This is a genomic window from Stutzerimonas stutzeri, from assembly GCF_019090095.1.
Lineage (GTDB): Bacteria > Pseudomonadota > Gammaproteobacteria > Pseudomonadales > Pseudomonadaceae > Stutzerimonas > Stutzerimonas stutzeri_AN.
The window spans coordinates 194897-209523 of sequence record NZ_JAGQFP010000002.1; the positions used below are offsets into that span (position 1 = coordinate 194897).

A 14627-nucleotide genomic window follows, 5' to 3' on the forward strand; every position below is an offset into this window, starting at 1 on the left:
CCTGGCGATTGCCCTGTTCATCCATCCCCCTTTCATCTGCCGTCAGGCCGTTCAATCCACACCGACAAAGCCACCGGTCTGATGCTGCCACAGGCGCGCATACAGCCCGCCATGCGCGATCAATTCGGCGTGGCTGCCGGTCTCGATCACCTGGCCGTTGTCGATCACCACCAGGCGATCCATGCGCGCGATAGTCGACAGTCGGTGCGCGATGGCGATCACCGTCTTGCCTTCCATCAACGTATCCAGGCTCTCCTGAATCGCCGCTTCGACTTCCGAATCCAGCGCCGAGGTGGCCTCGTCGAGCACCAGGATCGGCGCGTCTTTCAGCAGCACCCGGGCGATGGCGATGCGCTGCCGTTGGCCACCGGAAAGCTTGACGCCCCGCTCGCCGACCATGGCATCGAAGCCCAGACCGCCCTGGCTGTCGTCCAGCGTGGCGATGAATTCGTCCGCCCGGGCTTTGCGCGCGGCCGCCCAGAGCTGCTCATCGCTGGCGTCGGGTTTGCCGTAGCGCAGGTTATCGCGGATCGAACGGTGCAGCAGCGAGGTGTCCTGGGTGACGACGCCGATGTTGGCGCGCAGGCTTTCCTGGCTGACCTCGGCGACGTTCTGACCGTCGATGAGGATGCGCCCCGCTTCCAGGTCATAGAGGCGCAGCAGCAGGTTGACCAGTGTCGACTTGCCAGCGCCTGACGGCCCGACCAGGCCGATCTTCTCGCCCGGGCGAATGTCGATGGTCAGGCCGCCGATGACGCCGCCCTGCTTGCCGTAATGGAAATGCACATCATCGAAGCGCACACCGCCCTGCGTTACCTGCAGCGGCTTGGCGCCCTCGCGGTCGAGCACGTGGCGCGGCTGGACGATGGTCTGCATGCCGTCCTGCACCGTGCCGACGTTCTCGAAGATGCCGTTGACCACCCACATGATCCATTCGGACATGTTGTTGATGCGGATCACCAGGCCCAGCGCCAGGGCGATCGCACCGGTGGTGATCAGCGCCTCGCTCCACAGCCACAGCGCCAGCGCGCCGGTGCCAACGATCAACAAACCGTTCATGCAGGTGATGAGGAAGTCCAGGCTGGTGATGGTGCGCGACTGCAGGCGAAACTTGCCGAGCAGCTCCTGCATCGCCTCGCGGGCGTAGCTTTCTTCCTCCCGCGAATGGGCAAACAACTTGAGCGTGGCGACATTGCTATAGCCATCTACCACCCGCCCCATCACCTTCGAACGCGCCGCGGACGCCCCCGCCGAGCGCGACCGGATGCGCGGCACGAAGTACCAGAGGGCGGCGCTGTAGCCGATGATCCACAGCACCAGCGGCAGGATGAGCCGAAGGTCGGCCGCGGCGAACAGATACAGCGCGCTGCCGGCGTAGACCACCACGTGCCACAGCGCATCGATCACCTGCATGGCCGAATCGCGCAGTGATGGGCCGGTCTGCATCACACGCTGGGCGATGCGCCCGGCGAAGTCATTCTGGAAGAAATTCAGGCTCTGCTTGAGCACATAGCGGTGGTTCTGCCAGCGCACCAGGTTGGTCAGCCCGGGATTGATCGCCTGATGGGTCAACAGGTTGTGCAGGCCGGACATGAGCGGCCGGATCACCAGCGCCACCAGCGCCATCCACAACAGCTCATGGCTGTGCTCAGTGAAGAAGGTCCGCGCATCGCCCGTCGCCTGCGCCAGGTCGATCAGGCGGCCAAGAAAGCTGAACAGCGCCACCTCGATCACCGCGACGAAGAAGCCGACCACCAGCAAGGCCACCATCGGCGGCCACACCTGTTTCAGGTAATGGGCATAGAAGCGCAGCATGCCGGCGGGCGGTTCGACGTCAGGGCTGGGCTTGAAGACATCGATCAGGTTTTCGAAGCGGCGGAACAACATGGGTGCGTCTGCTTTTTTGGCGAGGGAGCGCAGCGTGGCGCTTGGCTCTGTTGGACGCCAGCAACCGGGCGGCGTTTCGGCGGCAGACGCTTGGCCGGCTCCCGCCTGTCGATTCGCTGCCCGCTCATGATCAGCCAACCGCCGCAGGGCTTGTCAACCGACGCCCTGGTTCGAGGTTCGCATGGGTGTGCAACGCGAAGATGTCACCGGCATTTGGACAGCGACGGAAACCCCACTTGTCCGATCAGCCGCAAACCGCATTGACGTGTAAAACGATCGCTTTACACTCAAGCCCATGGATAAACGAACTGAAATGATCGCAGGCGCACTCCGCATATTCGAGGCGGAGGGGTTCCGGGGAGTCGGGATCGATCGGGTGATCGCGCCTTCCGGGGTGTCCACCCGCACGCTCTACAAGCACTTCGGCTCGCGTGACGGGCTGGTTATCGCCGTGCTCGAAACACGACACCGTGCGTTCATGGATCTGCTCCAGGTGAGCGACAAGAACGCCGATCCGGTCGACAACCTCTTCGATTCGCTTGAGGCCTGGATGCAGACGCACAGCGCGTGCGGATGCATGTTGCTTCGGGCACGCAGCGAATATGCGACGGCGAGCGAGCCAATCGTCTCGCTCGTGCGCCAGCAGAAGGACGAGTTTCGCGCCGAGGTCGCCAGCCGTGTCCGGGCAGCCCTTGGCCGAGACGATGCGCAGCTCGCTACGCAGATCTGGCTACTCTTCGAAGGCGCCACCGCGGCGGCCAGCGTGGCGAACACGGCGGTCATCGAAGACGCCAAAGCTGCCGCGCTGGCGCTTGTGGCGCATGCCCGAGAGCGCCTTTGATGAGGCGCGGGATCAATCTCGTCGCCGCCGCATTCGCGCTGACAGCCCTTTCCTATGGGCTGGCGCGCTTCGCCTATGGCTTGCTGCTCCCGCAGATCCGTGCGGACCTTTCGCTTGGCGTGACCGCCGCCGGATGGATCGGCGGCAGCGCCTTCCTGGCGTATTGCCTGGGCATCGTCTTTACCTTCCTGGCGAACCGCACGCTCAGCCCACGCACCATCGCGGTACTGGCCGGGCTTGCCGCTACGTGCGGCATGGCGTTGGTCGCCGTTTCCAGCTCGGGATGGACGCTGGGCACTGGCATCGCACTGGCCGGATTGAGCACCGGGCTGACCTCGCCACCGCTCGCCAGCGCGGTTGCCAGCCGGTTCAGCTACGAAGACCGCCCCAAGGCGAACGGGACGATCAATGCCGGGACAGCCGCCGGGATCGTGTTTTCCGGCATGGCAGCGCTGCTGGCCGCCGGCGCCTGGCGCGAGCTCTACACTCTGTTCGCACTCATCGGTGCGGGCGTATCGGTATGGCTATGGTTCGCAATGTCGGCTGGCAAGGATGATGGAGGCGAAGGATTTGCCTTCGTGACCCTGAAGCGGCCGGGCCTGTTTGCGCTCTGCGTGAGTGCGTTTCTGATGGGCCTTTCGAGCACGGCAATCTGGACGTTCGGCGCGGACATCCTGCGCGACGAGTTCCGCTTCACCGATGCCCATATCGCATGGGCCTGGATTGCACTGGGCGCCGCGGGCATCAGCGGCTCACTGACCGGCCTGCTGACCAACCGGCTCGGCACCAAGCGGGTTCAGCGCCTGGCCCTGACGGGGATGGCCGTCGGGACTCTCGGCCTGGCAGCTACGTCCTTCTCGATTGCTTACGGGTTTATCGCCATGGGCCTGTTCGGCGCGGCCTATATCGTTTCGAGTGGCACTTACCTGATCCAGGGCATCGACCTGCTATCAGATCGGCCCGACCTGGGTCTTGGCATTCCCTTTCTCGTCCTAGCGCTCGGTCAAAGCGTGGGGACGCCGCTGTTCGGGGCAACGTTGGCGGGCGCGGGACCACTGGCTGCGCTAGCGGCTTTCGCGGCAACGGCGTGCCTGGCGATGGCCATTCCTCTGAACGGTCATGCATTCGGGTCGTCCGTGAATCACCAGCTGAATACCGAATCCTGATCGAACTGCTGCTATCGACCCTATTGCGCCACGAGCCTCGACTGCCGCCACTCGCGTAGGCCCATCACCGCCAGCAGGGTGAACAACCCGTACAGCCCGGCGGTGAGCCAGTACTCCTGAAAGAGAAAGAACCCGACATAGAGCGTGTCCACGACGATCCACAGCACCCAGCACTGCCACCGCTTGAGCGCCATCCACAACTGCGCCAGCAGGCTGAAGGCGGTAAGCGCCGCGTCCGGGCCGGGATAGGCCGCTTCGGTATGGCTCATCAACAGGCCCAGCGCGACGCTACCAAGCGCTGCCCCAGCGAGCCCGACGCCGATTTCCATCGAGGTGGCCCCCACCACAGGCCGCCCGCCTTCGCTGCTGCAGCCCCGTGTCCACTGCCACCAGCCGTACAGCTGCATCGCGGCGAACACGCCGTTGAGCAGCACCTGCGAATACAGGCGCACCTCGAAGAAGAACCAGGCGTAGAGCGACACCATTACGAGCCCGATTGGCCAGCACAGCGGGTTCTGCCGCACGGTAAGCCAGACGGCCAGGACGCCAAGCGCGGAGGCGATGAGTTCGAGGGTGGTCATTGGGAATGAATCAATGGCAGCGGGGGGCGGGCATGGTACGTCAGCCGGGCGCGACTGTTCGAATCGCGATTTAAGCGAAACAAAAACAGGCTGCTTCTATTCAGGTCGCGCTCATTCGAACCTGCGCGACTCAGCTTGATAACTACTGTTTTGGAATCGTTTCCGGACGAAGATAAGGAAACATGTGCGCGACATAATCCGCCTTGCCGAGATTGATCCCTTCCCTGCGCAAGATCGAATAAGCCGTCATGATGTGAAAATAGAACTGAGGCAGCGTCCAGTCTCGAGCGTATTGCTCGGCGGTCAGATCGAAAATCATCCCATTTGGCAGTTCATGCGCAATGGCTTCATGGGCCTTCGCATCCAGGGCATCGGGTGCGAGGGCGTCGAGCAACTTCAGCGTTTCATCGATGCGAGCCTGAGCGTCGGCCAGAGACTTGGGCTGCTCGCCAGCGTGTCGCCCTTCCTCCAACAGCTCATGAACAGACGCCGGCAACGCCTCGCCTCTGAGGCGGCACAGGGCTTCCCGGGCCTGTACGCACGCAAACCGAACCTGGGTCGACAGCGGAAACATGTCGGGCGCAAGGCGCGCGGACAACAGTTTCTCCGCGTCTGCTGGTGGGATTTGCTCCTGGGCCTTCTTGAGCCAGCTGGAAAGCGCTCGCAGCATTTGCGTGTAGGTTGGCACCAGCAGCGTCGTTAGTGTCATGGGTTTCCCTTCAAATATTGGTGATTATTTAACCGCTATTACCGAGAGGGTAATTCCCTGATCAAACCATGGGCAATAAAGCGTTATGGTCTAGCCAGATAAGCCGATTTATTTGTTGAAACCCAGTAAAGGGCAACACCGCCCCTTCTGCTTTACCCCTGCCTTTCATTAATGTTGCCTGGCGAGCCCAAGCGCTACCCAAACCCTCGAAACGGAATCATTGATGGCCGAGGACACTGTCAACAACCCAGGCACCGCCGGGCTCATTCTCTCGGGCGGCGGTGCGCGAGCCGCCTATCAGGTGGGCGTGTTGTCGGCGATTGCCGATCTGCTGCCCGCTGCCTCGGGCAATCCGTTTCCGGTGATCGTCGGCACCTCGGCGGGGGCGATCAATGCCGTCAGCCTGGCCTGCGGGGCCATGCACTTTCACGAAGCAGTGCGACGGCTGGGCAGCGTATGGCGCAGCTTTCATACCGATCAGGTGTACCGCAGTGACTGGCCGGGCGTGTTGCGCCAGGCCAGCCGATTCGTCAGTCACAACTTGTTGGGCTTCGGCAGGCAGGTGCCGGTTGCCCTGCTCGACAGTTCGCCACTGGCCAGGCTGCTCGAGCGTGAGCTGGATTTTTCCGGCATCGCCGCGGCTATACGCCGTCGGCATTTACGCGCGATCGCCGTCACGGCGTTCGGCTACGAGTCGTCCCAAGCGGTGACCTTCTACCAGGGGCGCGCAGTCATCGACCCCTGGTTTCGCCATCGCCGAGTGGGTGTGCCGACCCGGCTGGCGCTGCCACATTTGCTGGCCAGCACGGCCATCCCGCTGATCTTCGAGCCGGTCAAGATCAACCGCGAGTACTTCGGCGACGGCGCGGTACGCCAGATGGCGCCGATCAGCCCCGCCCTGCACCTGGGCGCCACCCGCGTGCTGGTGGTCGGGGTCAGCGGCAATCCGGTAGGCGAGCCGGCCAACACCGCGCTACCACGCCGGCCGGCGGGCGCCATGCCGAGCCTGGCGCAGATCTCCGGGCACATGCTCAACAGCACCTTCATCGACAACGTCGAGAGCGACATCGAGCTGCTGGAGCGTCTCAATCAGCTGGGAAAACTGGTGCCGGTCGAGCAGCGCAAGCGCGCCTACGGCCTGACGCCTATCGAGGTGCTGGTGATTTCCCCCAGCCAGCCGCTGGACAAGATCGCCGCCCGCCATCGGCGCGAAATGCCGGCAGCCCTGAGGCTGTTTCTGCGCGGCCCTGGCGCTACGCGCGAAAGCGGCGGTGGGCTGCTGAGCTACCTGCTGTTCGAGCCCGGCTATTGCAGCGAATTGATCGACCTGGGTTACCGGGACGCCATGGACAAGCAAGCCGAGCTTCGGGCGTTCCTCAGGCTTGGCGAACCCCCGCAGCCGTAGTCCACCCCGTCGCCAAGCGTTTCCGTCAGTTTTGATAGAGATGAGCGGGACACAACCCGTTTGACAAACTTCAGGTCATTTCATAGTTTTAAGGGCACGCAAACGTTTGCGTATTCAAAAATAATGACAATCGCCACGGAGTTTGCCCATGTTCGGTTTCCGTCCTGCCCGCCTTTGCGCTGCCATTGCTATCGGCGCGACTGCCCTTCTCAGCCTCTCCAATGCCCAGGCCGCCGAGGGTGAACCGCCTCAGGTCGCACTGGTGATGAAGTCCCTCGCCAACGAGTTCTTCCGCACCATGGAGGACGGCGCCAAGGCCTACCAGAAAGAACACCCGGACCAGTTCACCCTGATCGCCAACGGCATCAAGGATGAAACCGACACCTCGGCGCAGATTCGCATCGTCGAGCAGATGATCGTTGCCGATGTCGATGCACTGGTCATCGCACCCGCCGATTCCAAAGCCCTGGTGGCGGTGATCAAGAAAGCCAGCGATGCCGGGATCAAGGTCGTCAATATCGATAACCGTCTCGACCCCGAGGTGCTGAAGAGCAAAGGGCTGGATGTGCCCTTCGTCGGCCCGGACAACCGCAAGGGCGCACGCCTGGTCGGTGAGTACCTGGCCAAGAACAAGCTGAAGGCAGGCGATGAGGTCGGCATCATCGAAGGCGTGTCGACCACCACCAACGCGCAGCAACGCACCGCGGGCTTCAAGGATGCGATGGAAGCCGCCGGCATGAAGATCGTCGGCGTGCAGTCGGGCAACTGGGAGATCGACCGCGGCAACGCCGTGGCCTCGGCCATGCTCAACGAGCATCCAAACCTCAAGGCCTTGTTGGCCGGCAACGACAGCATGGCGCTGGGCGCGGTATCCGCGGTGCGCGCGGCCGGCAAGCAGGGCCAGGTGCAGGTGGTTGGCTACGACAACATCAATGCCATCAAGCCCATGCTCAAGGACGGTCGCGTGCTCGCCACCGCCGACCAGTTTGCCGCGCAACAGGCCGTGTTCGGTATCGAAGCGGCGCTCAAGCTGGTCAAGGGCGAAGCCACCGATGCCAAGGACGGCGTGATCGAAACCCCCGTCGAACTCGTGACCCAGCCGTGACCACCACGGTCGTAACCGGCGAGACCGTTCTCGCCGCCAGCGGTATCGGCAAGACCTACGCCCAGCCGGTGCTGGGCGGGATCGACCTGCAATTGCGCGCCGGCGAGGTGCTGGCGCTGACTGGCGAGAACGGCGCCGGCAAGAGCACGCTGTCGAAGATTCTCTGCGGGCTGGAACAGCCCACCACCGGCTCGCTGAGCTTTCTCGGCCAGCCCTACGCGCCGGCCAGCCGACGCGAGGCCGAGCGCCTTGGCGTGCGCATGGTGCTGCAGGAGCTCAACCTGCTGCCGACGCTGACCGTGGCCGAGAACCTGTTTCTCGACAACCTGCCCAGCCGTGGCGGCTGGATTGCCCGTGGCCGCCTGCGCGAAATGGCGCACCAGGCCATGGCGCAGGTCGGCCTGGAATCGGTTGACCCGGATACGCCGGTCGCCGCCCTGGGCGTCGGCCATCAGCAGATGGTCGAGATCGCCCGCAACCTGATCGGCGACTGCCGCGTGCTGGTACTCGACGAGCCGACGGCCATGCTGACCTCCCGCGAGGTGGACCTGCTGTTCACGCAGATCCAGCGGCTGCGCGAAGCCGGCGTCGCCATCATGTACATCTCCCATCGCCTGGAAGAGCTGGCGAAAGTGGCGCAGCGCGTCGCCGTGCTGCGTGACGGCCAACTGGTGGCAGTAGAACCCATCAACCGCTACAGCAGCGATGAGCTGGTCACCCTGATGGTCGGCCGCGATGTCGGCGAAGCCATCGATCTGGGCGAGCGACAGATCGGCGCGCCGCTGTTGCAGGTCGACAACCTCACCCGTCGCGGCAAGGTCGAGGATGTCTCTTTCAGTGTGCGAGCCGGGGAGATCTACGGTATCTCCGGGCTGATCGGCGCGGGCCGCACCGAATTGCTCCGACTGATCTACGGCGCCGACCGCGCCGACAGCGGCCAGGTGTCGCTCGGCAACCCGCCCGTACCGGTCCAGGTGCGCTCACCAGCCGAAGCCGTGCGCCAGGGCATCGCCCTGATCACCGAAGACCGCAAGGGCGAAGGCCTGCTGCTGAGCCAGCCCATCGCCGCCAACCTGGCGCTGGGCAACATGCCGGCGGTGTCGCGTCACGGACTCATGCGTCCGGCGGCGGAACAGGCGCTGGCGCAACGGCAGATCGACTCGATGCGCATCCGCTGCGATGGCGCCCATCAGGCGGTGGTCGAGCTGTCCGGTGGTAATCAGCAGAAGGTCGTCATTGGCCGCTGGCTGGAGCGCGATTGCCGCGTGCTGCTGTTCGACGAGCCCACCCGTGGCATCGATGTCGGCGCCAAGTTCGAGATCTACCGCCTGCTCGGTGACCTGGCGCGCCAGGGCAAAGCGCTGGTGGTGGTGTCCAGCGACCTGCGCGAACTGATGCTGATCTGCGACCGTATCGGCGTGCTGTCCGCCGGCCGCCTCATTGAAACCTTCGACCGCGACGACTGGAGCCAGGATCGCTTGCTGGCTGCGGCTTTCGCCGGCTACCGCAGCCGCGACGCCATGCTCGGCGATGTCGCACCCCCGTCTCAGGAGCTTTCCCAATGACCACCTCGTCCGTCACGCCCGCCGCCAAACGCACCGGCACGCAGCAGGGCCTGGGCACTTACTTAGGCCTGGCGGCTGCGCTGCTGGCGATGATCGTGCTGTTCTCCTCCATGAGCAGTCACTTCCTGTCGTACGCCACCTTCACCACCCTGGCCAACCAGATTCCCGATTTGATGGTGCTGGCGGTCGGCATGACGCTGATCCTGATCATCGGCGGCATCGACCTGTCGGTCGGCTCGGTGCTGGCGCTGGCGGCCGCCGTGGTCAGCGTGGCGACCCTCGGCTTTGGCTGGGGCATCGTGCCCGCCGCGCTGCTCGGCATGCTTTGCGCCGCGCTGGCCGGCACCGTGACCGGCACCATCACGGTCGCCTGGGGCATCCCCTCGTTCATCGTCTCCCTTGGCGTGCTCGAGATGGCGCGCGGCCTGGCCTACCAGCTCACCGATTCACGCACTGCCTATATCGGCGATGCCTATGCCTGGCTGTCGACGCCGTTCGCGGCGGGCATATCGCCGGCGTTCGTCATCGCCCTGCTGGTGATCGTCGCCGCGCACCTGCTGCTGACCCGCAGCGTGTTCGGTCGCTATCTGGTGGCCATCGGCACCAACGAAGAGGCCGTGCGCCTGGCCGGCATCAATCCCAAGCCGTACAAGGTCGCGGTGTTCGCGCTGATGGGCCTGCTCGCCGGCCTGGCCGCGCTGTTTCAGATTTCGCGCCTGGAGGCGGCCGACCCGAATGCCGGCTCCGGCCTGGAGCTGCAGGTCATCGCCGCCGTGGTCATCGGCGGCACCAGCCTGATGGGTGGGCGCGGTTCGGTGATCAGCACCTTCTTCGGCGTGTTGATCATTTCCGTGCTGGCCGCCGGGCTGGCACAGATCGGCGCCAACGAGCCGACCAAACGCATCATCACCGGTGCCGTGATCGTGGTGGCGGTGATCCTCGACACCTACCGCAGCCAGCGCGCCAAGCGTCGGGGCTGACCCTTCATGGCCACCATCAAAGACGTCGCCGCGCGCGCCGGCATCTCCTACACCACGGTATCCCACGTGGTGAACGGCACCCGGCCGGTGAGCGACGCGGTGCGCGAGAAGGTCGAGGCCGCCATCGCCGAGCTGGGCTACGTGCCCAGCGGCGTGGCGCGCTCGCTCAGAGCCCAGGCCACCGGTACCCTCGGATTGCTGGTGCCGAACGCCAGCAACCCCTACTTCGCTGAGCTGGCGCGGGGCATCGAGGACCATGCCGAGCGCAACGGCTACAGCGTGATCCTGTGCAACTCCGACGACGACATCGACAAGCAGCTGCGCTACCTGCGGGTGCTGGTGGAACGTCGCATCGATGGCCTGGTCGTCGCCACGGTGGCCAGCGATACGGCGTTTGCCCAGGCGCTCGCCAGCCTCAAGGTGCCACTGATGCTGGTCGACCGCTCGCTGGACGGCGTGACGGCTGACCGCGTGCAGGTCGATCATGAACGCGGCGGCTTTCTCGCCACGCATCACCTGCTCCAGCTCGGCCATCGCCGGATCGCCTGCATCGGCGGGCCGGCCAGCACGCAGGTCGCGCAGCTACGGGCGGCGGGCTATCGACGGGCGCTGGCGGATGCCGACGTGCAAGCGCTGCCGGTCGTGGATTGCGCTTTTACCAGCCCCGCCGGCTATGCCGCGGCACAAATGCTGCTGGCGGGCGATAAGCCGCCCACGGCGATCTTCGCCGGTAACGACATGATCGCCCTGGGCGTGCTGCGTGCCGCGGCCGAACGCGGCGTGCGCGTGCCGGAGCAGCTCTCGGTGGTCGGCTTCGACGATATCGAAGTCAGCCGCTACCTGTATCCGGCGCTGACCACGGTCGGCCAATCCATCGGTCAGCTGGGTGAAACGGCGGCCGCGCGCCTGCTCGCGCGTATCCGCGAGCCCGAGCTGAGCGCCGCACATCAACTCGTCGAACCCACCCTGGTGCTGCGCGAATCCAGCGCGGCACCACCGGCTTGAGCGGCACCTTCGGCTTGAACAGCCCCGAAGCGTCAGCCCCTCGCCGAGAGAGAGGAATATCAGCAATGCAAGCGAAGGTAGTTGTGGTGGGCAGTCTGAACATGGACCTGATCGTCCGGACGCCGCGCCTCCCGGTGGGCGGTGAGACCCTGGCCGGCCATGGCTTTGCCACCGCGCCCGGCGGCAAAGGCGCCAACCAGGCCGTAGCCGCCGCGCGCCTCGGTGCAAAGGTCGCGATGATCGGCTGCGTCGGGGATGACGCCTATGGCGCCGACCTGCGCGCCGGGCTGATCGCCGAAGGCATCGATTGCAGCGCCGTAATGAGCGCGTACGGCGTGCCCACCGGCATTGCCACGATTCTGGTGGACGATGCCGGCCAGAACGCAATCATCATCGCGGCTGGCGGCAATGGCGAGCTGACCCCGGAACGGCTCGCCGATCACCGCGCGTTGCTGGAGGCGGCCGACATTGTCATCGCCCAGCTGGAGGTGCCACTGCCGACTGTCGAGGCCACCTTACAGCAGGCCCATGCATTGGGCCGTACGGTCATCCTCAACCCGGCGCCCGCCACCGGCCCCCTGCCCGCTCACTGGTACGGCCTGATCGACTACCTGATCCCCAATGAGAGTGAGGCGGCGTTGCTCACCGGTGTGCCGCTCGATTCGCCGCAGAGTGCATTGCTTGCCGCGCAAGAGCTCTTGAGCCGTGGCGCCCGCCGCGTGCTGATCACCCTGGGCAGCCAGGGTGTGCTCTACGCCGACGAAACCCGCCATCTCCATCTGCCCGTTCAGCCCGTAGCGGCCGTCGATACCACGGCTGCTGGCGACACCTTCGTCGGTGGCTTCGCCGCTGCCCTGGCTACCGGGCAGTCACTGGAAGCCGCCATCAGCCTGGGCCAGCAAGCCGCTGCACTGGCCGTCACCCGGCCCGGCGCCCAACCCTCGATTCCCTACCGCCACGAGTTGCCCGCATGAAGAAGACGCCTCTGCTCAACGCCGCCCTCTCGGCCGCCATCGCCCGGCTCGGGCACGGCGACATCATCGTCATCGGCGACGCCGGCATGCCGATTCCGCCCGGTACGCCGAGTATCGATCTCGCGTTGACCGCCGGCGTGCCGGACTTCGCCACGACGCTAAAAGTCGTCTTGAGTGAAATGCAGGTGCAGGGCCATCTGCTGGCCCGCGAAACCCTGGAGGTAGCGCCCGTGGGGCTCGAGGCAATCGAAGCGCTGCACGCGGCGGGTGAACTGGGCGAGCGCCTGCTGGTAAGCCATGACGAACTCAAGGCCGCCTGCGCCAAGGCCCGCGTGCAGATACGTACGGGAGAGTGCCGGCCTTACAGCAATATCGCGCTGATTGCTGGCGTGACCTTTTGAAGAGCACTCAACGCCAAGCCGGTAGCGGGCATAACGTTGCCGCATGGAGAAACCAGGGAAGCGGGACAGATCCGTTTTCTTGAAGATGACCACCGTCAGGAAACTAGACCTGTCCCCTCCTCCTTTCAGCTGTCAGCCGCCCGAGGCACGTTGCACGTAGTCCTGGTACGCAGGAATAGCAATGGCCGCGAGAATGCCCACTATCGCAACGCCAAAGATGAGAAGACTCCAGAGCGACCAACGCCTTTGCACGCGTTGGAAGTGCTCGACGCTTTCCCACTTCTTGTTCCTCCAGGCCCACTCCCGGCCCTTGATTCCAAGCGCCACTGCCATGAGAAATCCAACATAGGGAAGCAGTGCAAACAGCCCTATCCACGTGCGATTACTCACCGCCCAAATCCAATTGAACATAAAGGCGCCCCAGCTCCACCCCTTAACGCCATCTGGAATCTCAGCGTCGCGCCCCATGCCGGAGGTGTTTTCGGTAGTTACCAGCTTCGCTAACGGCGGAGCGTATTGGTTATCCATGCTATGTCCCTATAGTGATTGGTGAGCTTTCTGTATCAGACCAGGAGCCGGTGGCCCGCGCCCTTCAACGCCGCCACCGCGCCGTCGAGATTAGCCGACTTGACCAGGATGTAATCCGTATCGAACGTGCTCACCGCAAAAATACCGATGGCAGCCACCGCGAGCGGGTCTAGGAAGGACGCCAGCACCCCCGTTTGATCAAAGGCAAACGGCCCCTGCACCTTGATCGCCCGCCAAGCCTTATCCACCCGGGCCAACCCGGCCGCGACATCCTCAGCGCAGACGATCGACAGCTCATCCGCCGTCCGGGTGATGGACAAAAAGCCCGGCGATGCCAATACCGCGCTCGGCAGGTCAGCGTTCGGCTCTAAGCGTGCGATTACAAAATTCTGTGGGAGTACGGAGAAGGAATAACTCATATATGTAATCTCAGTTGTGATCATCAATGTACGCCCCATTGAGAGGCCCCCAACTGAATCCACAGCCTGCGCTCTCTGCAATACTTCTTACTCTCTCAAGAAAGCCCAACGCTACCTCGGTTGGCCGAAACTGGCAAACTAAGCTAAGAAGAAAATTGGCGCCTTTAGCACATGGGTAAGATTCATAAATCTCACCGCTTTCGAGGAAACGAAAGTATGAGTTTAGCTTTTCTTGTAGCAGCAAGAGGTGCTCATTTTCAGCGTCCCACTCCAGATGATCGGATATGGTAAGCACAACAGTGCCATCTGGTGCTTGGCTTATGATGTCGACGGTTTCAGACTGATCAATACTCATGGCATTACCAGCTAACGTTTGGTTTAGGTGCGGGCTTTAGCCCGTCCCAGTGAGCGGAGCGAACGATTTGAACCATTTGTTAGCGCTTACCCGGAGCCATTCTAAGGCGTTCTGAAATCTCAAACTCGATAAGTATTTTCTTTATCTCCTGTTCCCGTTTCCTTGGGTCTAGAACTTCTTGAATATGGCTCACAAATTCACGCTGGCACATTGCCAACTCTGATTTTGCGTCGTACTCGGGGCCTGACTCATTTAGTGCATCGTATGCGGCAACAACGCAATCTAAAACTGGTTGACGTACCCCACGGTATGCTGGCTCTTTGTGTGTGCCGTAGTCATCTGCCCATTGATTTGGAAAATACCAGCGACCAGTGTCGATGAGGGCACTTAACTTAATAAGCATTGGCCTCTTGTGTTCTCCGTTCAGTTCTGCGTGCTCTGAGATATGTTTGGCTTCAGAGATGGCGGAACATACTTCCTCGGCCCAAATTCGCGCAGAATTAAAATATTGGTCTGTCCACTCGCGAAGTTTTAGGTCGTGTTCTTTTTCAAGGACTTCAGCATTAAATATGGCTTGGCGGGTGGCTTCTTTCTGTTGTTTCTCTGCTGCCTTCGAGGACTTTGCGGCAGCAATGGCTGATGCAATTGCAACCAGGGTTGCTGTCCATGTTGCAACATCTCCAAATGCAATGTTCTGCATTCTTAC

The 14627-nt window shown here is 63.2% G+C and carries 16 protein-coding genes; 9 read left to right on the forward strand and 7 right to left on the reverse strand.

Annotated elements, in window-relative coordinates; translation table 11 throughout:
• Positions 1–51 precede the first annotated feature (51 nt).
• Positions 52–1887: an ABC transporter ATP-binding protein gene (locus KVO92_RS10615; RefSeq protein ID WP_217475620.1), complete on the reverse strand. Its 1836-nt coding sequence runs from the start codon at positions 1885–1887 to the stop codon at positions 52–54.
• Positions 1888–2200: 313 nt separating this feature from the next.
• On the opposite strand from KVO92_RS10615, the gene KVO92_RS10620 reads away from it, so the two are divergent.
• Entirely contained in the window at positions 2201–2728 is a 528-nt protein-coding gene (locus tag KVO92_RS10620; protein WP_217475621.1) for a TetR/AcrR family transcriptional regulator, read from the forward strand.
• Entirely contained in the window at positions 2728–3894 is a 1167-nt protein-coding gene (locus KVO92_RS10625) for an MFS transporter (protein ID WP_272876505.1), read from the forward strand. The genes KVO92_RS10620 and KVO92_RS10625 overlap by 1 nt, the downstream gene beginning before the upstream one ends.
• A 20-nt stretch (positions 3895–3914) precedes the next feature.
• On the opposite strand, the gene pnuC is transcribed toward KVO92_RS10625, so the two are convergent.
• Entirely contained in the window at positions 3915–4475 is a 561-nt protein-coding gene (gene pnuC / locus KVO92_RS10630; protein ID WP_217475623.1) for a nicotinamide riboside transporter PnuC, read from the reverse strand.
• A 142-nt stretch (positions 4476–4617) separates the two neighbouring features.
• The gene (locus tag KVO92_RS10635) at positions 4618–5184 is read right to left on the reverse strand and encodes a DUF1993 domain-containing protein (RefSeq protein ID WP_217475624.1); all 567 of its coding nucleotides are present in this window, start codon (positions 5182–5184) and stop codon (positions 4618–4620) included.
• Between the two features lie 223 nt (positions 5185–5407).
• Between KVO92_RS10635 and KVO92_RS10640 the strand changes: the two genes are divergently transcribed.
• From KVO92_RS10640 to rbsD, 7 genes are all read left to right on the forward strand, one after another.
• The gene (locus tag KVO92_RS10640; RefSeq protein ID WP_217475625.1) at positions 5408–6589 is read left to right on the forward strand and encodes a patatin-like phospholipase family protein; all 1182 of its coding nucleotides are present in this window, start codon (positions 5408–5410) and stop codon (positions 6587–6589) included.
• Between the two features lie 148 nt (positions 6590–6737).
• A complete protein-coding gene (locus KVO92_RS10645) occupies positions 6738–7694 on the forward strand; it encodes a sugar ABC transporter substrate-binding protein (RefSeq protein WP_217475626.1) in 957 nt (318 codons plus the stop codon).
• On the forward strand, positions 7691–9259 hold the full coding sequence (locus KVO92_RS10650) for a sugar ABC transporter ATP-binding protein (RefSeq protein WP_217475627.1): 1569 nt from the start codon (positions 7691–7693) through the stop codon (positions 9257–9259). Before KVO92_RS10645 ends, KVO92_RS10650 begins: the two co-directional genes overlap by 4 nt.
• Positions 9256–10239 (forward strand): ABC transporter permease, encoded by a 984-nt coding sequence (locus tag KVO92_RS10655; protein WP_217475628.1) that lies wholly within the window; start codon positions 9256–9258, stop codon positions 10237–10239. Before KVO92_RS10650 ends, KVO92_RS10655 begins: the two co-directional genes overlap by 4 nt.
• Positions 10240–10245: 6 nt before the next feature.
• A complete protein-coding gene (locus KVO92_RS10660) occupies positions 10246–11244 on the forward strand; it encodes a LacI family DNA-binding transcriptional regulator (RefSeq protein ID WP_217475629.1) in 999 nt (332 codons plus the stop codon).
• A 65-nt stretch (positions 11245–11309) separates the two neighbouring features.
• Complete coding sequence (gene rbsK, locus KVO92_RS10665) at positions 11310–12218, forward strand: ribokinase (protein WP_217475630.1); 909 nt, start codon at positions 11310–11312, stop codon at positions 12216–12218.
• Positions 12215–12619, forward strand: coding sequence for a D-ribose pyranase (gene rbsD / locus KVO92_RS10670; protein ID WP_217475631.1), 405 nt, complete (start codon positions 12215–12217; stop codon positions 12617–12619). The genes rbsK and rbsD overlap by 4 nt, the downstream gene beginning before the upstream one ends.
• Positions 12620–12751: 132 nt before the next feature.
• Here rbsD and KVO92_RS10675 read toward each other — a convergent pair whose 3' ends face one another.
• From KVO92_RS10675 to KVO92_RS10690, 4 genes are all read right to left on the reverse strand, one after another.
• A complete protein-coding gene (locus KVO92_RS10675) occupies positions 12752–13147 on the reverse strand; it encodes a pilin (protein WP_217475632.1) in 396 nt (131 codons plus the stop codon).
• A 35-nt stretch (positions 13148–13182) separates the two neighbouring features.
• Entirely contained in the window at positions 13183–13566 is a 384-nt protein-coding gene (locus KVO92_RS10680; protein ID WP_217475633.1) for an ACT domain-containing protein, read from the reverse strand.
• 10 nt (positions 13567–13576) lie between these two features.
• On the reverse strand, positions 13577–13921 hold the full coding sequence (locus KVO92_RS10685; RefSeq protein WP_217475634.1) for a DUF6572 domain-containing protein: 345 nt from the start codon (positions 13919–13921) through the stop codon (positions 13577–13579).
• Positions 13922–14000: 79 nt separating this feature from the next.
• On the reverse strand, positions 14001–14621 hold the full coding sequence (locus KVO92_RS10690) for a hypothetical protein (protein WP_217475635.1): 621 nt from the start codon (positions 14619–14621) through the stop codon (positions 14001–14003).
• Positions 14622–14627: the final 6 nt, after the last annotated feature.